The organism is Nocardioides sp. B129/18 (assembly GCF_055282735.1).
In genome coordinates this window covers 18662-37088 of record NZ_JBUZJI010000011.1, presented here as the reverse complement: position 1 = coordinate 37088, position 18427 = coordinate 18662, and the positions used below count along the sequence as shown (strand labels likewise).

Genomic DNA, 18427 nt, shown 5'->3' with positions numbered 1-18427 from the left:
AGCCGGCGGCGACACGACGCGGCCCTCCCCTCCGCCGGTGGCGGTGGGGAGGGCCGGACGTGCGTGGCGTCGGGTCGGCGTCAGCCGGCGACCGCGGCCTTGAGGGCCTCGGCGCGGTCGGTGCGCTCCCAGGTGAACTCCGGCAGCTCGCGGCCGAAGTGGCCGTAGGCGGCGGTGCGGGCGTAGATCGGCCGCAGGAGGTCGAGGTCGGCGATGATCGCGGCCGGGCGCAGGTCGAAGACCTGGAGCACGGCGCGCTGGATCTCCTCGTCTGGGACGGTGCCGGTGCCGAAGGTCTCGATGAACACGCCGACCGGCTGGGCCTTGCCGATGGCGTAGGCGACCTGCGCCTCGCAGCGGCGCGCGAGGCCGGCGGCGACGACGTTCTTGGCCACCCAGCGCATGGCGTACGCGGCCGAGCGGTCGACCTTGGACGGGTCCTTGCCCGAGAAGGCGCCGCCGCCGTGGCGGGCCATGCCGCCGTAGGTGTCGACGATGATCTTGCGGCCGGTGAGGCCGGCGTCGCCCATCGGGCCGCCGACGACGAAGCGGCCGGTGGGGTTGACCAGCAGCCGGTAGCCCTCGGAGGGGATGTCGAAGGAGGCGAGCACGGGGTCGATGACGTGCTTCTTGATGTCGGGCTGGAGCGTGGTGGCCAGGTCGACGTCCTCGGCGTGCTGGGTGGAGAGCACGACGGTGTCGATGCGCACGGGCCGGTTGTCGGCGTCGTACTCGATGGTGACCTGGGTCTTGCCGTCGGGACGCAGGTAGGCGAGCGTGCCGTCCTTGCGCACCGCCGAGAGCCGCTCGGAGAGCGTCTGCGCGATCTTGATCGGCAGCGGCATCAGCTCGGGGGTGTCGTCGCAGGCGTAGCCGAACATCAGGCCCTGGTCGCCGGCGCCCTGCTTGTCCATCGCGTCGACGGACTCCTCCAGGCGCGACTCGTAGCCGGTGTCGACGCCCTGGGCGATGTCGCCGGACTGGCCGCCGATGGCCACCATGACGCCGCAGCTGGCGCCGTCGAAGCCCTTCTCGGAGTGGTCGTAGCCGATCTCGAGGATGCGCTCGCGCACGATCTGCTTGACGTCGACGTAGCCGGTGGTGCTGACCTCGCCGGCCACGACGACCAGGCCGGTGGTGAGCAGGGTCTCGACCGCGACGCGGGCGTGGGGGTCCTGGGCCAGCATGGCGTCGAGGACGGAGTCGCTGATCTGGTCGGCGATCTTGTCGGGATGGCCCTCGGTGACGGACTCCGAGGTGAACAGACGACCGGACACAGGCACTCTCTCTCACTGGCGGTTGCTCGGGCGGGGTGGGACTGCGAGTCACCCTAGCCCGCGGGCCGAGGCCCTCGGCACGGGGTGCGCACCGACGGGACGGGTGATCGGTGGCGACGTGGTGGGCCGCCAGGGGCAGCCTGTCACCGGGTCCGGTTCGGAGCCGCTCCCCCGCCCGGATGGGCGACGGAGCGGCCGGACGAGCCGGGGTCAGCGGACCGTGCGCAGGACCTCGTCCCAGATGGCGTGGGCCAGGCGGCCCTTGGTGCCGTGCGGGACGGCGACGCTGCGGCCGTCGGCGCCGAGGATGACGGCCTCGTTGTCGGCGCTGCCGAAGACCGCGCCGCCGCTGACGTCGTTGACCACCAGGAGGTCGCAGCCCTTGCGGGCCAGCTTCGCGCGGGCGTGGTCGAGGACGCCGCCGTGGGCGTCGCCGGTCTCGGCCGCGAAGCCGACGACCACGGCGCCCGGACGGGCCCGCTCGGCGGAGATCTCGGCGAGGATGTCGGGGTTCTGCACCAGCGAGAGCGCCGGCGCGGAGCCGTCGTCGGCCTTCTTGATCTTCGCGGTGGCGACCTCGGCGGGACGGAAGTCGGCGGGCGCCGCGGCCATGACGATCGCGTCGGCCTCGGGAGCAGCGGCGAGGACGGCGTCGTGGAGCTGCGCGGTGGTCTCGACGCGCACGACGTGGGCGCCGGCGGGGTCGGGCAGCGTGACGTTCGCGCCGATCAGCGTCACCGTGGCGCCGCGGGAGAGGGCCGCGCGGGCCAGCGCCCAGCCCTGCAGGCCCGAGCTGCGGTTGCCGAGGAAGCGGACGGGGTCGAGGTACTCGCGGGTGCCGCCGGCGGTGACGAGCACGTGACGACCGGCGAGGTCGGCCTCGCCGACGCCGCGGGCGAGCACCTCGCGGGCGACCTCGACGATCTCGGCCGGCTCGGGCAGCCGGCCCTTGCCGGTGTCCTTGCCGGTGAGACGGCCCTCGGCCGGCTCGAGCACGAGCACGCCGCGCGAGCGCAGCGTCGCGACGTTGGCCTGGGTGGCCGGGTGCTCCCACATCTCGGTGTGCATGGCCGGCACGAGCACGACCGGGCACCGGGCGGTGAGCAGGGTGTTGGTGAGGAGGTCGTCGGCCAGGCCGTGCGCGGCCTTCGCGAGGAGATCGGCGGTGGTCGGCGCGACGACGACGAGGTCGGCGGTCTGCCCGATGCGCACGTGCGGCACCTCGTGGACGGCGTCCCACACCTCCGCGGAGACCGGCTTGCCCGAGAGGGCCGACCAGGTGGGGGCGCCGACGAACTCGAGCGCGGCGGCGGTGGGGACGACGGTGACGTCGTGCCCGGACTCGGAGAGCCGACGCAGGACCTCGCAGGCCTTGTAGGCCGCGATCCCGCCGCCGACCCCGAGAACGACGCGCGACCGCGCCCCCTCGGGGGACGCGGTCGCGTCGGTGGTGTCGGTGCTCAGCGGGTCACTCGCTGAGGAAGTCCGTGGCCGCGGCCTCGGCAGCGGCGGCCTCGGCGGCGAGCTCGGCCGGGTCGACGGCCTCGCACGTGAGGAGGTCATCGCCGATCTCGCGCAGCGCGATCGAGAGGGGCTTCTCCTGGACCTGGGTCTCGACGAGCGGGCCGACGTACTCGAGCAGGCCCTCGCCGAGCTGGGAGTAGTAGGCGTTGATCTGACGGGCGCGCTTGGCCGCGTAGAGCACCAGCTGGTACTTGCTGTCGGTCTTGGAGAGCAGGTCGTCGATCGGGGGGTTGGTGACCCCCACGGCTGCGATGGTGGGCGAAGACACGCGGGTTTGCCTCACTGGTCGTCGGGCGGTGGAGCACTGGGCCGTGATGGCCCGGGCAGGTCAGGCGCGCTCGGACGGAGGCGCAGACCTCATCAAGGCTACCAACTCCTCGGCGGCGGCACGAACTTCGTGGTTGACGATCGTGACGTCGAACTCCGCCTCGGCGGCCAGCTCGAGCCGCGCGGTGGCCAGGCGGCGCTCCCGCTCGTCCTCGGTCTCGGTGCCGCGGCCGACGAGCCGGCGCACCAGCTCCTCCCAGCTGGGCGGGGCGAGGAAGACGAAGCAGGCCTCCGGCATCGAGGCCCGGACCTGGCGGGCACCCTGCAGGTCGATCTCGAGCATCGCGGACCGGCCGGCGGCCAGCGCCTCCTCGACGGGCCGGCGCGGCGTGCCATAGCGCGCGACCTGGTGGACGACCGCCCACTCGAGCATCTGGTCCTCGGCGACGAGCCGGTCGAACTCGGCGTCGTCGACGAAGTGGTAGTGGACGCCGTCGACCTCGCCGGGCCGCGGGGCCCGGGTGGTGGCGGAGACGGAGATCCAGACGTCGGGATGCAGCTCGCGGACCGCCGCGGCCACGGTGCCCTTGCCGACCGCGGTGGGTCCGGCCAGGACGATCAGGCGGCTGGGGGCCTCCGGTGCGGCGCTCACCCGGCGTCCGGGGCGCCGAACTCCTTCTCGAGCGCGGCGACCTGCTTGGCCCCGAGCCCGCGGACGCGCCGGCTCTCGGCGATGCCGAGGCGCTCCATGACCTGACGCGCGCGGACCTTGCCCAGCCCCGGCACCGACTGGAGGAGGTCGACGACCTTCATCTTGCCGATGACCTCGTTGGTCTCGCCCTCGCGGAGGACCTCGACGACCGAGACGCCGGAGTTCTTCAGGCGGTTCTTCACCTCGGCCCGCTCCCGCCGACTGGCCGCGGCCTTCTCGAGGGCGGCCTGGCGTTGTTCGGGCGTGAGGGGCGGGAGAGCCACGGAAGATCCTTCAGATCGCGGTCAGGGTGGGGGTCAATCTAGTCACGTCCGCTGAGCGCGGGCAACGAGGGTCCCTGCGCGGACGGGCGCCGGTCGGATGCCGGGCGGGCCGCGCTCTCCGCGCCCGCTCTCAGCGGCTGAGCGGGGTCTGGCACACGTCGCGCACCTGCTGCTGCACCGCCGAGAGCGCGGCCTGGGTCTCCGGCCGGGCGAGCTCGGTGGCGGCGGCGGTGATGGCGTCCTGCTCGGCCTTCGTGACGTCGGCCGGCGGGTCCTCGGCGTCGTAGGCCGCCGGGTCGACGCCGGCGTCGCGCAGCGCGTCGCGCAGGGCGGTGAGCCGGCCGACGACCTGCTGCCACTCGTCGGCGATGTCGTCGGGCGCCTTGTCCTGGAGGTCGCGCAGCGCCGGGAGGACGCGCAGCAGCGAGGTGGAGCCGCCCCGGGCGACGGCGTCGGAGATCTCGGTCTGGTGCGAGCGCACGGCGTCGCAGTAGTCGCCGGTGCCGCCCGAGCAGGACGCGAGCGCCGGCGTCAGGCCGGCGAGCAGCGCCGCGGCGAGCAGGCCGCGGACGGGCCCGGTCGGCCGCGTCATCGCAGACCCGCGAGCGCCTCGTGGGTGCGCGCCACCGCCGCGCGCATCGCGCCGGCGTCGGGCCCGGCGGCGAGCAGCTCGCGCGAGGAGCTGACCAGCACCCGCGGTGCTGCGACCCCGAACACGCGACGCAGGTCGTCGACGGTGCCGCCCTGGGCGCCGAAGCCGGGAGCGAGCAGGGCGCCGCCGCAGTCGAGGTCGACGCCCTGCTCGGGCGTGGGCGGGGCGATCGTGGCGCCGACGACGGCGCCGAACGAGCCGAGGCCGCGGCCGCCGGTCTCCTCGCGGTTCAGCGCGGCCAGGTGGCCGAGCATGGCGCCGGCGACGGTGCCGCCCTCGACCCGGGCGTGCTGCACCTCCGGGCCCTCGGGGTTGGAGGTGAGGGCGAGGACGAACAGGCCCGCGCCGTGGCGGCGGGCGGTCTCGACGAACGGCGTCAGGGAGCCGAAGCCGAGGTAGGGGCTCACGGTGGCGGCGTCGGCGGCCAGCGGGCTGGCGGGGTCGAGGTAGGCGTCGGCGTAGGCCTGCGAGGTGGAGCCGATGTCGCCGCGCTTGACGTCGAGCAGCACCAGCGCGCCGGCCTCCCTGCCCCGCGCGATCACGCGCTCGAGCACGGCGACGCCCCGCGCGCCGAAGCGCTCGAAGAAGGCCGACTGCGGCTTGATGACCGAGCACACGGGCGCGAGCGCCTCGGTGGCGGTGAGGGCGAAGCGCTCGAGGCCCGCGACGTCGTCGTCGAGGTCCCAGGCGCGCAGCAGGCCGGCGTGCGGGTCGATGCCCGCGCACAGCGCTCCCCGCTCGGCCATCGCGGCCTCGAGCCGGGCGCCGAACGGGACGGGGGCGGGTGCGGTCACGGGGCTCCTCCGGTGGCGGGCGGGGCGGGCGGGCCCGGCGCGAGGCCGAGCCCCTCCAGGATGCGGGTGGGGGCGAGGGGATCGTGCAGCACCGCGGAGCCGACCTGCACCGCGACGGCGCCGAGGTCGAGCAGGGCCCGCGCGTCGGCGGCGGTGGCGACTCCGCCTCCCGCGACGACGTCCAGGCCGGGCAGCGCCTCGCGCACGAGGGCCACGCAGCGCCGCGAGACCGCCGCGATCGCCGGCCCCGACAGCCCGGCCGGACGCCCGTCGGGCAGGGCCGCGGGCACCGGCCCACCGACGACGACGGCCTGCGCACCGGCCTCGGCGGCGGTGCGGGCGGCCTCGACGACGCGGGCGGCGTCGGGACGCAGCTTGGCCAGCAGCGGGACGCCGGGCGGCAGCTCGCGGGCGACCGCGCCGACGGCGCCGGCCACCTGGAACGGCTCGCGGGCCTCGAAGAGACCGTGCGCGGCGGCGTCGGGGGTGGCGAGGTCGACCTCGAGCGCGGCGACGCCAGGCAGCTGGCCCAGACGACGGGCGAGCTCGGCGAGGTCGCCCAGCTGCGCGCCCGCCACGGAGACGACGACCCGCGCGCCGAGGCGCACCAGCTCGGGCAGCTCGACGGCGAGGAAGGCGTCGAGGCCGGGGTTGGGGTGGCCGACGGAGTGCAGGAGCCCGGCGGGCGCCTCGAGGATCCTCGGCATCGGCGCGCCGGGGCGGGCGGTGAGGGTGATCGAGCGGGTGACGAGCGCGCCGACGGAGTCCAGCGGCGTGTAGGGGTGCAGCTCGCGCGCGGCGCAGCCGGCCGCGAGCATCACCGGGTTGCGCAGGGTCAGCCCCGCCACGACGACGCTCATGCGCCCGCCCCGGCCGTGCCGCTCGCTCCGCCGTGGGCCTCCGGGAGCAGCCGCCCGGCGCGGAGGTCGTCCCAGCGGACGCGGTCGCCGCGCAGCACCGGGCCCTCGGCGCAGGCCCGCACGACGCGCGGGGCGCCGTCCTCGGTGACCACCGGCACCGGGCACCCGCCGCACAGGCCGGTGCCGCAGGGCGTGGGGTGCTCGAGCGCGGTCTGGCTCCAGGCGCCGTGCTCCTCGGCGGCCAGCGCCGCGGCGTGCAGGCTCGGGGCGTCGCCGGCGGCGTAGACGACCTGGGCCTCGGCGCGACGCACGGCCTCGCCGACGACGTCCGCGATCCGCCCGCGCTGGCCCACCGAGCCGTCCTCGGTGACGACCGTGACGGCACGCGCGGTGCGCCGTGCCTCGAGCGCGGAGACGAGGTGCGCCTCGTCGCGGGCGCCGAGGAGCAGCGAGACCGGGCAGCCGCGCTCGCGCAGCCGCTCGGCGAGCCCGTGCAGGGCGGCCGCGGCGTGCCCGCTGCCGACCAGGAGCGTCGAGACCGGCTCCTTCGGCAGGGCGAACGGGCGCCCCAGGGGGCCGGTGACGGCCAGCCGCTCCCCCACCGCGAGGGCGGCGATGCGGCGCGTGCCGAGGCCGACCGGCTCGACGACGACCTGCACCGCCGCGCCGTAGCCGCCGATGGGCTGCACCTTGTGGATCCACAGCGCCCGACGGGCCAGGTGGGTGGGCACCTGCTCGTCCGGGCGATCGACGCCCACGGCCAGGAACGTGCCGGGCCGGAACCGCTCGCCCACGCCGGGCGCGACCAGGGTCAGGTGCTGGTAGGCACCGATCCGCTTGGTCATCAGCACCTCGGCGGTGACGTGCAGGCTCATCCGCGCGCCGCAGCCCCTCCGGCGACCTGCGGGGCCGCGAGCGCCCGCGCCACGCGGCGCGGCCACAGCGGGCCCTCGTAGATGAACGCCGTGTAGGCCTGGACGAGGTCGGCGCCCGCCGCGAGCCGGGCGACGGCGTCGGCCGGGGTGCTGATGCCGCCGACGCCGATCAGGGTGAGGTCGGCGCCGACGCGGGCGCGCAGGCGACGCAGCACCTCCTCGGAGCGCGCGGTGAGCGGCGCGCCGGAGAGGCCCCCGGCACCGGCGGCCTCGACGACGGAGGCCGCGGTGCGCAGGCCGTCGCGGGCGATGGTGGTGTTGGTGGCGATGACGCCGTCGAGCCGCAGCGCGAGCGCGAGGTCGGCGACGGCGTCGACGTCCTCGTCGGCGAGGTCGGGCGCGATCTTCACCAGCAGCGGGACGCGGTGCTCCGGCGAGGCGGCGTCGGCGACGCCGCGCACGTGGCGCAGCAGCGGCTCGAGACGCTCGACGGCCTGCAGGGTGCGCAGGCCCGGGGTGTTGGGCGAGGAGACGTTGACGACGAGGTAGTCGGCGTAGGGCGTCAGCAGCCGGGCCGAGCGCTCGTAGTCGGCCTCGACGGCCGCCTGGTCGTCCTCGGGCACCACCTTCGACTTGCCGATGTTGACCCCGAGCACCGGGCCGGGACGCCCGCGGCGGGTGCGGGCCCGCTCGGCCAGCCGGGCGGCCACGGCGTCGGCGCCGTCGTTGTTGAAGCCCATCCTGTTGACCACCGCGCGGTCGGCCGGCAGCCGGAACAGCCGCGGCTGCGGGTTGCCCGGCTGCGCCAGGCCCGTGACGGTGCCGATCTCGACATGCCCGAAGCCCAGGCCGCCGAGGGCGTCGATGCCCACCGCGTTCTTGTCGAACCCGGCCGCCAGGCCCAAGGCGTTGGGGAAGGTGAGCCCCAGCGCCCGCACGGGCGCTCCCGGCGTCGGGAGCGCCCGCAGAGCGGGGGTGGCCGCACGGATGGCCGCGAAGCCCTGGTGGTGGGCGCGCTCGGGGTCCGCGTGCACCAGCACGCGGTCGAAGAGCTGGCGGTACACCACGGATCCGCTCACCGGCCGCTCACCGTCCGGCGCGGACCGTCTCGGCCCACTCCTGCAGGGAGCGGACGCCGATGTCGCCGCGGCGCTGGGCCTCGATGCCCTGCACCGCCGCGCCCAGGCCCTGGACGGTGGTGATGCACGGGACGTTGGCCATGACCGCCGCGGTGCGGATGTCGTAGCCGTCGAGGCGGGCCTGGCCCGACTCGCCACCGCCGGCCGCGCCGTAGGGCGTGTTGACGATCAGCTGGATCTCACCGGCCTGGATGAGCTGCACCGTGGTGGGCTCGCCGTCGGGGCCGGGGCCCTCGAAGTGCTTGCGCACGACCGTGCAGGCCACGCCGTTGCGGCGCAGCACCTCCGCGGTGCCCTGCGTCGCGAGGATCTCGAAGCCGAGGTCGGCGAGCACCTTGACCGGGAAGATCATCGAGCGCTTGTCGCGGTTGGCCATCGAGACGAAGATCCGGCCGCCGTCGGGCAGCGGCCCGAAGGCCGCGGCCTGCGACTTGGCGAAGGCGGTGCCGAAGTCGCGGTCGAAGCCCATGACCTCGCCGGTGGACTTCATCTCCGGGCCGAGCACGGTGTCGACCTGCTGGCCGTCGGGGGTGCGGAAGCGGTTGAAGGGCATGACCGCCTCCTTCACCGCGATCGGCGCGTCGGCCGGCAGGCGACCGCCGTCGCCGGTGGCCGGCAGGACGCCCGCGGCGCGCAGCTCGGCGATCGACTCGCCGAGCATGACGCGGGCCGCGGCCTTGGCCAGCGGCGTCGCGGTGGCCTTGGACACGAACGGCACCGTGCGGCTGGCGCGCGGGTTGGCCTCGAGGACGTAGAGGATGTCCGAGCTCAGCGCGAACTGGATGTTGAGCAGGCCGCGCACCCCGACGCCGCGGGCGATGGCCTCGGTGGCCTCGCGGATGCGGGCGATCTCGCGCTCGCCGAGGGTGATCGGCGGCAGGGCGCACGAGGAGTCGCCGGAGTGGATGCCGGCCTCCTCGATGTGCTCCATGACGCCGCCGAGGAAGAGGTCCTCACCGTCGAAGAGCGCGTCGACGTCGATCTCGACGGCGTCGTCGAGGAAGCGGTCGACGAGCACCGGCGCCGCCCGGGAGATCAGCCCGCCCTCGACGTGCTTCTCGAGGTAGTCGCGCAGGGAGTCCTCGCCGTAGACGATCTCCATGCCGCGTCCGCCGAGCACGTAGGAGGGCCGCACGAGCACCGGGTAGCCGATCTCGGCGGCGATCTCGCGCGCCTCGCCGAAGGTGGTGGCGGTGCCGTGCTTGGGCGCCACCAGGCCGGCCTCGGCCAGGACGCGACCGAAGGCGCCACGCTCCTCGGCGAGGTCGATGGCGTCCGGGGAGGTGCCGACGATGCGCACGCCGTTGGCCGCCAGACCCTGGGCCAGGCCCAGCGGCGTCTGGCCGCCGAGCTGGCAGATGACGCCGGCCACCGGGCCGGCCTGCTGCTCGGCGTGGACGATCTCCAGGACGTCCTCGAGGGTGAGCGGCTCGAAGTAGAGCCGGTCGGAGGTGTCGTAGTCGGTGGAGACGGTCTCGGGGTTGCAGTTGACCATCACGGTGTCGTAGCCGGCCTCGCTCAGCGCGAGGGAGGCGTGGACGCAGGAGTAGTCGAACTCGATGCCCTGGCCGATGCGGTTGGGGCCCGAGCCGAGGATGATCACGGCCTCCCGCTCGCGCGGCAGCACCTCGGTCTCCTCGTCGTAGGAGGAGTAGTGGTACGGCGTGGCTGCGGCGAACTCCGCGGCGCAGGTGTCGACGGTCTTGTAGACCGGCCGGATGCCCAGCGCGTGCCGCACGCCGCGGACGACGTCGGCGGTGGTGCCCCGGATGCGTCCGAGCTGCTCGTCGGAGAAGCCGTGCCGCTTGGCCAGGCGCAGCAGCTCGGGGGTGAGCTCGGGCGCCTCGATGAGCGCCTGGGCGACCTCGTTGATGAGGGCGAGCTGGTCGACGAACCACGGGTCGATGCGGGTGGCGTCGAAGACCTCCTCGGCGGTGGCGCCGGCGCGCAGGGCGTCCATGACCTTGCGCAGGCGGCCGTCGTGGGGGGTGCGGATCTCGGAGAGCAGGGCGTCCTTGTCGAGGTCGACGAAGGCCTGGCTCCAGTCGAAGGGCGCCTGCTTGCTCTCCAGCGAGCGCAGCGCCTTCTGCAGGGCCTCGGTGAAGTTGCGGCCGATCGCCATCGCCTCGCCCACCGACTTCATGTGGGTGGTCAGCGTCGGGTCGGCGCCGGGGAACTTCTCGAAGGCGAAGCGCGGCACCTTCACCACGACGTAGTCCAGCGTCGGCTCGAAGGAGGCCGGCGTCGAGGAGCCGTCGGGGCGGGTGGTGATGTCGTTGGGGATCTCGTCGAGGGTGTAGCCGATGGCCACCTTCGCCGCGATCTTCGCGATCGGGAACCCGGTGGCCTTCGAGGCCAGGGCCGAGGACCGCGAGACGCGCGGGTTCATCTCGATGACGACGACGCGGCCGTCCTTCGGGTTGACGGCGTACTGGATGTTGCAGCCGCCGGTGTCGACGCCGACCGAGCGGATGATGCCGATGGCGAGGTCGCGCAGGTGCTGGTACTCGCGGTCGGTGAGGGTCATCGCGGGCGCGACGGTGATGGAGTCGCCGGTGTGCACGCCCATGGGGTCGAGGTTCTCGATCGAGCAGATGATGACGACGTTGTCGGCGGTGTCGCGCATCACCTCCAGCTCGTACTCCTTCCAGCCGATGATCGACTCCTCGAGGAGCACCTCGGTGGTCGGGCTGGCCGAGAGGCCGGCGCCGGCGATGCGGCGCAGGTCGGCCTCGTCGTAGGCGATGCCCGAGCCGGTGCCGCCCATGGTGAAGGAGGGTCGCACGACGACGGGGTAGCCGCCGAGGTGGTCGACGGCGTCGAGGCACTTCTGCAGGCCGTGGGCGACCTGGGCGCGCTCGTCGGCGTCAGGCAGGTCGTCGGCGTTGCAGATGACCGAGCGGGCCACCTCGCCGCCGAGATCCTCGACGATGCCCTTGAAGATCTGGCGGTTCTCGCCGCGGTCGATGGCCTCCACCGAGGCGCCGATGAGCTCGACGCCGTACTTCTCCAGGACGCCGTTCTTGTGCAGCGCGATGGCGGCGTTGAGGGCGGTCTGGCCGCCGAGGGTCGCGAGCAGGGCGTCGGGGCGCTCCTTGGCGATGACCTTCTCGACGAACTCCGGCGTGATCGGCTCGACGTAGGTGGCGTCGGCGAACTCGGGGTCGGTCATGATCGTGGCCGGGTTGGAGTTGACCAGCACCACGCGCAGGCCCTCGGCCTTGAGGACGCGGCAGGCCTGGGTGCCGGAGTAGTCGAACTCGCAGGCCTGGCCGATGATGATCGGGCCGGAGCCGATCACCATCACGGACTGGATGTCGTCGCGCTTGGGCATCAGGCCCGGCCCTCCATCAGGTCGCAGAAGCGGTCGAAGAGGTACGCGGCGTCGTGGGGTCCGGCCGCGGCCTCGGGGTGGTACTGGACGGAGAACGACCGCAGGCGGCCGTCGGCGTCGCGCAGCTCGAGGCCCTCGACGACGTCGTCGTTGAGGCAGACGTGGCTCACGGTGGCGCTGCCGTAGGGCGTCTCGGTGGCGCGGTCGAGGGGCGCGTCGACGGCGAAGCCGTGGTTGTGCGCGGTGACCTCGACCTTGCCGGTGGTGCGGTCCATGACCGGCTGGTTGATGCCGCGGTGGCCGTAGGTGAGCTTGTAGGTGCCGAAGCCCAGCGCGCGGCCGAAGAGCTGGTTGCCGAAGCAGATGCCGAAGTAGGGCAGGCCGCGCTCGAGGGCGGCCTGGAGCAGCGCGACCTGGCCGGTGGTGGCGGCGGGGTCGCCGGGGCCGTTGGAGAAGAACAGCCCGTCGGGGGCGACCGCGAGGACGTCCTCGATGCTCGCGGTGGCGGGCAGGACGTGCACCTCGATGCCGCGCTCGGCCATGCGGTGCGGCGTCATCGACTTGATGCCGAGGTCGAGAGCGGCCACGGTGAACCGCTTGGTCTCGCCCCACGGGCCGGGCTGGGCCGGGACGACGTAGGCGGCGTCGGTGGAGACCTCGCCGGAGAGCTCGGCGCCGGCCATCTCGCCGGAGGCGAGCACCTTCGCGAGCAGCGCCTGCGGGTCGGTCTCGACCGTGGAGATGCCGGCGCGCATGGCGCCGCGCTCGCGCAGGTGGCGCGTCAGGGCGCGGGTGTCGATGCCGCTGATGCCGACGACGCCGTGCTCGCGCAGCTCGTCGTCGAGGGTGCGGCGGGCGCGCCAGCTCGACGAGACCCGGGCGGGGTCGCGGACGACATAGCCGGCCACCCAGATGCGACGCGACTCGGGGTCCTCGTCGTTGACGCCGGTGTTGCCGACGTGCGGGGCCGTCATGGTGACGATCTGGCGGTGGTACGAGGGATCGGTGAGGGTCTCCTGGTAGCCGGTCATGCCGGTGTTGAAGACCGCCTCGCCGAACGTCTCACCGGACGCGCCGTAGGACTCGCCGCGGAAGACCCGTCCGTCCTCCAGGACGAGGATCGCCGGCGTGGGGGCGTGCGAGAGCAACGCCTACCTCCTTCTCCGCCTCACGGGACGGGTCGTTAAAGGATGTCGAGCGGCGTCAGCCTAGCAGCGGAGACGGGCCTCCCCCGCACCGCGTGTCCGCCCGTCGGGCAGGCGTCCTGTCAGCGTCCCGGCGGGTGCTCGAGCGGGGGTGCGGGCGGGCGCGCGGGGGCCTGCTCAGGCCTCGGGAGCGACGTCGAGGAGCACCTTGCCGACGATGCCGCCCTCGACGTCGTCGTGGGCCGCGGCGGTCTCCTCGAGCGGGCGGTGGTGCAGCGGCAGGCCGGCCTGCTCCCCCACGTCGATGGCGCCCTCGCCGATCGCCTCGGTGATGTCCTCGGCGGCGGCGCGCAGCAGGCGCGGGTCGAGGGTGTAGAGGATGACGAACTGCCAGCGCAGGTTGCGGCTGAAGGTCGCGCGCAGCGGCAGGACGAGCTCGTCGCCGCCGTTGTTGGCGTAGACCGCGACGGTGCCGTGCACGCGGGTGACGGCGAGGTCGAGCTCGGCGTTGACGGCCGGCGCCACCTCGGCGACGAGGTCGACGCCGTCGGGAGCGATGGCGAGGATCTGCTCGGCGGCGTCGCCCTCGGTGTAGGTGACGACGTGGTGGGCGCCGGCGGCCTGCGCCAGCCGGGCCTTCTCCGGTCCGCTGACGGTGGTGATGACGGTGGCGCCGGCCCACCGGGCCAGCTGGATGGCGGCGTTGCCGACCGCGCCCGCCCCGCCGGCCACCAGCACCGTCTGCCCGGCCATGCTGCCCGGCGAGAGCCGGGCGACGTCACCGGAGGTGAGCAGTCGGTGGGCGGTGACGAAGGGGACGCCGAGGCTGGCGCCGAGGTCGAACGAGGCGGCGTCGGGCAGCGGCACGACCCGCTCGGCCGGCTGCACGGTGAGCTCGGTGGCGGTGCCGTACGGGCGGCCGTGCTGGGCCAGCAGCAGCCACACGCGGTCGCCCGGCGCGACGTGCTCGACGCCCGCGCCGACCGCCTCGACGACGCCCGCTGCGTCCTGGCCGGGGCTGACCTCGTCGTGGCCGGACATCATCCCGGCACGGAACTTCCAGTCCGTCGGATTCACCCCCGCCCGCACGACCCGCACGAGCACCTCACCGGCCCCCGGCGTCGGCTCGGGACGCTCCACGACCTCGAGCACGGACGACGGACCGGTCTGGCGGTAGACGACTGCACGCATGTCTCGCCCAACGTCCCCTCCCCGGCCCGGTGTTCCCTCGAGGGGGTGTGGACGGGAGGTGGCTGGGCTCGATCGCGCGGTTTCATCGGCTGGCCGATGAAACTGGCGCCTGCACGGTAAGGCTTCATCGTCCAGGTGCCAGGTTCGTGCGCAGGGCTCTAACCTGCACCTGTGGACGGCCTGCGTCGGACGACGGGGTGTGGACGGGAGACGGCCGGCGTGTGGCGGGAGACCGGCGTGTGCGTTTCAGCGGCTGGCCGCTGAAGCTTCGGCGGTCGACCGCCGAAGCTCTCAACCGCCCCGCTCAGCCCACCAACGCCCCACCGAGCACCGTCGGACGCCCGCGCAGCAGCGTGGCGACGACGGCCCCGCGCAGCTCGCGGCCGTGCCAGGGGTTGTTGCGCGAGAGCGACACCGAGGCGTCGCGGTCGACGACGACAGCGGCGGCGGGGTCGACCAGCGTCAGGTTCGCCGGGGCGCCGACGACGAGGTCGGCGCCGTGGTCGGCGAGGCCGGCGATGCGGGCGGGGTTGGTCGACATCACGCGGGCCACGCCTGCCCAGTCGAGCAGGCCGGAGTCGACCATCACCGAGGCGACGACGGGCAGCGCGGTCTCGAGGCCGAGCATGCCGAAGGCGGCGTCGACGAAGGCGTGCTCCTTGTCGTGGCGGGCGTGCGGGGCGTGATCGGTGGCGACGGCGTCGATGGTGCCGTCGGCCAGCGCCGCGCGCAGGGCGGCGACGTCCTCGTCGGGGCGCAGCGGCGGGTTGACCTTGAACGTGGGGTCGTAGCCGGCGAGCAGGTCGGTGGTGAGCAGCAGGTGGTGCGGGGTGACCTCGGCGGTGACCGCGATGCCCTGCGACTTGGCCCAGCGCACCACCTCGACGCTGCCGGCGGTGGACACGTGCGCGATGTGCACCCGCGAGCCGGTGTGGCGGGCGAGCATGACGTCGCGGGCGACGATGACCTCCTCCGCGACGCCGGGCCAGCCGGGCAGGCCCAGGCGCCCGGACAGCTCGCCCTCGTGGCAGCAGGCGCTCGGCCCGGCCAGCGACGGATCCTGCGCGTGCTGGCTGACCACGCCGCCGAAGGCCTTGACGTACTCCAGCGCCCGGCGCATGACGCGGGCGTCGGCGACGCAGCGGCCGTCGTCGGAGAAGACCCGCACCCGGGCGCGGGAGCGGGCCATCAGCCCGAGCTCGGCGAGCTCCTCGCCGCCGAGGGCCTTGGTGACGGCGCCGACGGGCTGGACGTCGACGAGCCCGGCGGCGCGGCCGAGGTCGTGGACGCGCTCAGCCGCCTCGGCGGTGTCGGTGACCGGGCTGGTGTTGGCCATCGCGAGCACGGCGGTGAACCCGCCGACGGCGGCCGCACGGGAGCCGGTGAGGACGGTCTCGGCGTCCTCGCGACCCGGCTCGCGCAGGTGGGTGTGGAGGTCGACGAGGCCCGGCAGCGCGACGAGGCCGTCGGCGTCGATCACCTCGGCGTCGGCGGCCGAGACCGAGCCGATCTCGGCGATGGCGCCGTCGACGAGCAGCAGGTCGGCGGCCTCGCCGCCGAGCAGGCGGGCGCCGCGGACGAGGGTCTTCGAGGGCGTGGTCACGAGGCCTCCCCGGCGAGCAGGTGGTAGAGCACGGACATGCGGATCGCGACGCCGGCGGAGACCTGCTCGAGGATCGCCGACTGCGCGGCGTCCGCGGCGTCGGCCGCGATCTCGAGGCCGCGGTTCATCGGGCCGGGGTGGCAGATCGGGACGTCGGGGCCGAGCACCGCGAGTCGGTCGCGGGTCAGGCCGTAGCCGACGGCGTACTCGCGGGCGCTGGGGAAGAACCCGCCGCTCATCCGCTCGCGCTGGACGCGCAGCATCATGACGGCGTCGGCCTTCGGCAGCACCTCGTCGAGGTCGTAGGAGGTGGCGAAGCCGGCCGCCTGCGACCACGGTCCGACGCCGCTGGGCATCAGCGTGGGCGGGGCGACGACGGTGACCTGCGCGCCGAGGCGGGTCAGGCAGCCGATGTTGCTGCGGAAGACCCGGCTGTGGGTGAGGTCGCCGACGATGACGACGTGACGACCCTCGAGCGATCCGAGGCGCCGGGTGAGGGTGTAGGCGTCGAGCAGCGCCTGGGTGGGGTGCTCGTGGGTGCCGTCGCCGGCGTTGATGACCGCGGCGTCGACCCACTGGGAGACCTGCAGCGCCGAGCCGCTGGCGCCGTGACGCATGACGAGGGCGTCGACGCCCATCGAGGCGATGGTCAGCACGGTGTCGCGCAGGCTCTCGCCCTTCGACGTCGAGCTGCCCTTGCCGGTGATGTTGATGGTGTCGGCCGAGAGCCACTTGCCGGCGATCTCGAAGCTCGACCGGGTGCGCGTGGAGTCCTCGAAGAACAGGTTGATGACGGTGCGCCCGCGCAGCGCGGGGAGCTTCTTGACCTCGCGGCGCTGCACGTCGTGCATCTCCGCGGCGGTGGTGAACAGGGTGGTGATGTCGTCGACGTCGAGGTCGTCGATCGAGAGGAGGTGCCGCTTCATCAGCTGATCCACACGCCTTCCTGGCCGTCGGTCTCCTGCAGGCGCACCATGACGCGCTCGGTGCGGGCGCTGGGCAGGTTCTTGCCCACGTGGTCGGCGCGGATCGGCAGCTCGCGGTGCCCGCGGTCGACCAGCACGGCCAGGCGCACGGCGTCGGGCCGGCCGAGGTCGTTCATCGCGTCGAGCGCGGCGCGCACGGTGCGCCCGGAGTAGAGGACGTCGTCGACCAGGACGACGGTGCGCCCGTCGATGCCGCCGGGCGGCAGCGCGGTGGGCTGCGGGCCACGGGCGGGGTGACGACGCAGGTCGTCGCGGTAGAGCGTGATGTCGAGGGAGCCGACGGGCACCTCGGCGCCCTCGGTCTCGGCGATCCGCCGGGCGACGCGCTCGGCGAGGCCGACGCCGCGCGTCGGGATGCCGAGCAGGACGAGCCCCTCGTGGCCCTTGTTGCGCTCGAGGATCTCGTGCGAGATGCGGGTCAGCGCCCGGGCGATGTCACGGGCGTCGAGGACGACGCGGCCCTCGGGTGCCTCGGGGGCGCCCGCGTGCGAGGCGGGGTCTGGCTGGTCGGCGCTGGCCGACGGCGACGTGATCACGTGCCGGATCTCCTTCTCCGCCTCACAGGACGGCTCGTTAAAGGACGACGGAGGTCACCCTACCGCCCCGGCACGCGTCGGTGACGCGCCGCGTCAGCCCAGCGCCAGCGCGAGCCGCCGCACGATCTCGCGCAGCCGCTCCTCGCTGGTGGCGATGTTGACCCGCACGTGGCCGGCGAGGCCGGGGTGGAAGGCGTGGCCGGCGTTGACCTGCACCCGCCCGCGCTCCAGCGCCACGGCGGCGGGGTCGTCGTGGCCGTAGGCGCGCAGGTCGACCCAGGCCAGGTAGGTGGCCTCCAGGGGACGCATCCGCGCCTGCGGCAGGTGCTCGGCCAGCAGCGCGACGAACAGGTCGCGCTGGGCGGCCAGCCGCACCCGCAGGGCGTCGAGCCAGGCGTCGCCGTGACGGTAGGCGGCCAGGGCGGCCTCGACGCCGAGCACCGACCAGGAGTCGTTGCGCGCGGTGTCGGCGCCGACGAGCCGGGCGCTCAGCGCGGGGTCGGCGGTCACGAGCTGGGCGCACTTGAGCCCGGCGACGTTGAACGCCTTCGACGCCGCCACCAGCGCGACCGCGTGGTCGGCGGTGCCCTCCAGCGAGAGGTACGGGACGTGCTCGCGGCCGTCGAGGGTCAGCGGGGCGTGGATCTCGTCGCTCACCACCCAGCCGCCGTGCCGGACGACGACGTCGCGCACGCCCTCGAGCTCGGCCCGGGTGAACACCCGACCCCACGGGTTGTGCGGCTGGGTCAGCAGCAGCACCCGAGCACCGGCGGCGAAGTGCCGCTCGAGCTGGTCGAGGTCGAGCTCGGCGCGCGCGGCGCCGGGGTCGACGACGAGGTCGAGCCGCTCGCGTCCGCAGATCTGCGCGATCGCCAGCTGCGGGTGGTAGCCGGGCACCGGCATCACGAGGGGGCCCGGCGGCACCAGGACGTCGAGGGCCAGCCGGACCCCGGCGGTGACGTCGACGGTGGCCACGACCTGCTCGGGATCGACCACGTGGCCGAACTGGCGCTGCGCGAAGCCGGCGTAGGCCTCCCCCAGCGGGCCGCCGCCGACGAACGCCGGATACCCGGTGCGTCCGGCCGTGACCGCTCGCAGCAGCGCCTCGGTGATCGGCTCGGCGAGGGCGTAGTCCATCTCGGCCACCCAGGCCGGGAGCACGTCGGGCTCGGCGAGCCCCCACTTGCACACCAGCGCCTCGCGGGCCTCGTCGTCGGTGAGATCGCGGATCACGGCCCCACCCTCCCACGGGCGGTCCGCGCGGGTCCG

17 protein-coding genes are annotated in these 18427 nt (G+C 74.5%); all 17 read right to left on the bottom strand.

The features are described 5' to 3' along the window. Positions 1 to 80 precede the first annotated feature (80 nt). Positions 81 to 1277 carry a methionine adenosyltransferase gene (gene metK / locus ACZDWJ_RS10045; RefSeq protein ID WP_463520813.1) on the bottom strand — a complete coding sequence of 399 codons (1197 nt, stop codon included), beginning with the start codon at positions 1275 to 1277 and terminating at the stop codon, positions 81 to 83. A gap of 210 nt (positions 1278 to 1487) precedes the next feature. Next, positions 1488 to 2840, bottom strand: a complete 1353-nt coding sequence (gene coaBC, locus ACZDWJ_RS10040) for a bifunctional phosphopantothenoylcysteine decarboxylase/phosphopantothenate--cysteine ligase CoaBC (protein ID WP_463520812.1) — start codon at positions 2838 to 2840, stop codon at positions 1488 to 1490. Further along, positions 2746 to 3069: a DNA-directed RNA polymerase subunit omega gene (gene rpoZ, locus ACZDWJ_RS10035; RefSeq protein ID WP_463520811.1), complete on the bottom strand. Its 324-nt coding sequence runs from the start codon at positions 3067 to 3069 to the stop codon at positions 2746 to 2748. The genes coaBC and rpoZ overlap by 95 nt, the downstream gene beginning before the upstream one ends. A gap of 60 nt (positions 3070 to 3129) precedes the next feature. Continuing rightward, positions 3130 to 3720: a guanylate kinase gene (gmk, locus tag ACZDWJ_RS10030; RefSeq protein WP_463520810.1), complete on the bottom strand. Its 591-nt coding sequence runs from the start codon at positions 3718 to 3720 to the stop codon at positions 3130 to 3132. Further along, positions 3717 to 4043, bottom strand: coding sequence for an integration host factor, actinobacterial type (gene mihF, locus ACZDWJ_RS10025; protein ID WP_463520809.1), 327 nt, complete (start codon positions 4041 to 4043; stop codon positions 3717 to 3719). The genes gmk and mihF overlap by 4 nt, the downstream gene beginning before the upstream one ends. Before the next feature lie 130 nt (positions 4044 to 4173). After that, entirely contained in the window at positions 4174 to 4635 is a 462-nt protein-coding gene (locus ACZDWJ_RS10020; protein WP_463520808.1) for a hypothetical protein, read from the bottom strand. Then, a complete protein-coding gene (gene pyrF, locus ACZDWJ_RS10015; protein WP_463520807.1) occupies positions 4632 to 5489 on the bottom strand; it encodes an orotidine-5'-phosphate decarboxylase in 858 nt (285 codons plus the stop codon). The genes ACZDWJ_RS10020 and pyrF overlap by 4 nt, the downstream gene beginning before the upstream one ends. Continuing rightward, positions 5486 to 6349 (bottom strand): tRNA-dihydrouridine synthase, encoded by an 864-nt coding sequence (locus ACZDWJ_RS10010; RefSeq protein ID WP_463520806.1) that lies wholly within the window; start codon positions 6347 to 6349, stop codon positions 5486 to 5488. Before ACZDWJ_RS10010 ends, pyrF begins: the two co-directional genes overlap by 4 nt. Then, complete coding sequence (locus ACZDWJ_RS10005) at positions 6346 to 7224, bottom strand: iron-sulfur cluster-binding protein (RefSeq protein WP_463520805.1); 879 nt, start codon at positions 7222 to 7224, stop codon at positions 6346 to 6348. The genes ACZDWJ_RS10010 and ACZDWJ_RS10005 overlap by 4 nt, the downstream gene beginning before the upstream one ends. Next, entirely contained in the window at positions 7221 to 8303 is a 1083-nt protein-coding gene (locus ACZDWJ_RS10000; protein ID WP_463520804.1) for a quinone-dependent dihydroorotate dehydrogenase, read from the bottom strand. Before ACZDWJ_RS10000 ends, ACZDWJ_RS10005 begins: the two co-directional genes overlap by 4 nt. Before the next feature lie 7 nt (positions 8304 to 8310). Continuing rightward, positions 8311 to 11697, bottom strand: a complete 3387-nt coding sequence (carB, locus tag ACZDWJ_RS09995) for a carbamoyl-phosphate synthase large subunit (RefSeq protein WP_463520803.1) — start codon at positions 11695 to 11697, stop codon at positions 8311 to 8313. Next, positions 11697 to 12845, bottom strand: coding sequence for a glutamine-hydrolyzing carbamoyl-phosphate synthase small subunit (gene carA, locus ACZDWJ_RS09990; protein ID WP_463520802.1), 1149 nt, complete (start codon positions 12843 to 12845; stop codon positions 11697 to 11699). Before carA ends, carB begins: the two co-directional genes overlap by 1 nt. Before the next feature lie 174 nt (positions 12846 to 13019). Then, complete coding sequence (locus ACZDWJ_RS09985) at positions 13020 to 14033, bottom strand: NADPH:quinone reductase (protein WP_463520801.1); 1014 nt, start codon at positions 14031 to 14033, stop codon at positions 13020 to 13022. Positions 14034 to 14337: 304 nt separating this feature from the next. After that, entirely contained in the window at positions 14338 to 15636 is a 1299-nt protein-coding gene (locus ACZDWJ_RS09980; protein WP_463520800.1) for a dihydroorotase, read from the bottom strand. After that, positions 15633 to 16562, bottom strand: coding sequence for an aspartate carbamoyltransferase catalytic subunit (locus ACZDWJ_RS09975; RefSeq protein ID WP_463520799.1), 930 nt, complete (start codon positions 16560 to 16562; stop codon positions 15633 to 15635). Before ACZDWJ_RS09975 ends, ACZDWJ_RS09980 begins: the two co-directional genes overlap by 4 nt. After that, positions 16562 to 17158 carry a bifunctional pyr operon transcriptional regulator/uracil phosphoribosyltransferase PyrR gene (gene pyrR, locus ACZDWJ_RS09970; RefSeq protein WP_463520798.1) on the bottom strand — a complete coding sequence of 199 codons (597 nt, stop codon included), beginning with the start codon at positions 17156 to 17158 and terminating at the stop codon, positions 16562 to 16564. Before pyrR ends, ACZDWJ_RS09975 begins: the two co-directional genes overlap by 1 nt. A 93-nt stretch (positions 17159 to 17251) precedes the next feature. Beyond that, a complete protein-coding gene (locus tag ACZDWJ_RS09965) occupies positions 17252 to 18391 on the bottom strand; it encodes a MalY/PatB family protein (protein ID WP_463520797.1) in 1140 nt (379 codons plus the stop codon). Between the last annotated feature and the right edge of the window lie 36 nt (positions 18392 to 18427).

Excerpts from the sequence above, each read along its gene's own strand:
- coaBC (WP_463520812.1), bottom strand. The coding sequence starts at position 2,840 with ATGACCTCCTCACGTGCGAGGCCGTCGACCCGGCCGAGCTCGCCGCCG.
- ACZDWJ_RS10020 (WP_463520808.1), bottom strand. The coding sequence starts at position 4,635 with ATGACGCGGCCGACCGGGCCCGTCCGCGGCCTGCTCGCCGCGGCGCTG.
- ACZDWJ_RS10010 (WP_463520806.1), bottom strand. The coding sequence starts at position 6,349 with ATGAGCGTCGTCGTGGCGGGGCTGACCCTGCGCAACCCGGTGATGCTC.
- ACZDWJ_RS10005 (WP_463520805.1), bottom strand. The coding sequence starts at position 7,224 with ATGAGCCTGCACGTCACCGCCGAGGTGCTGATGACCAAGCGGATCGGT.
- carB (WP_463520803.1), bottom strand. The coding sequence starts at position 11,697 with ATGCCCAAGCGCGACGACATCCAGTCCGTGATGGTGATCGGCTCCGGC.
- ACZDWJ_RS09985 (WP_463520801.1), bottom strand. The coding sequence starts at position 14,033 with ATGCGTGCAGTCGTCTACCGCCAGACCGGTCCGTCGTCCGTGCTCGAG.
- ACZDWJ_RS09975 (WP_463520799.1), bottom strand. The coding sequence starts at position 16,562 with ATGAAGCGGCACCTCCTCTCGATCGACGACCTCGACGTCGACGACATC.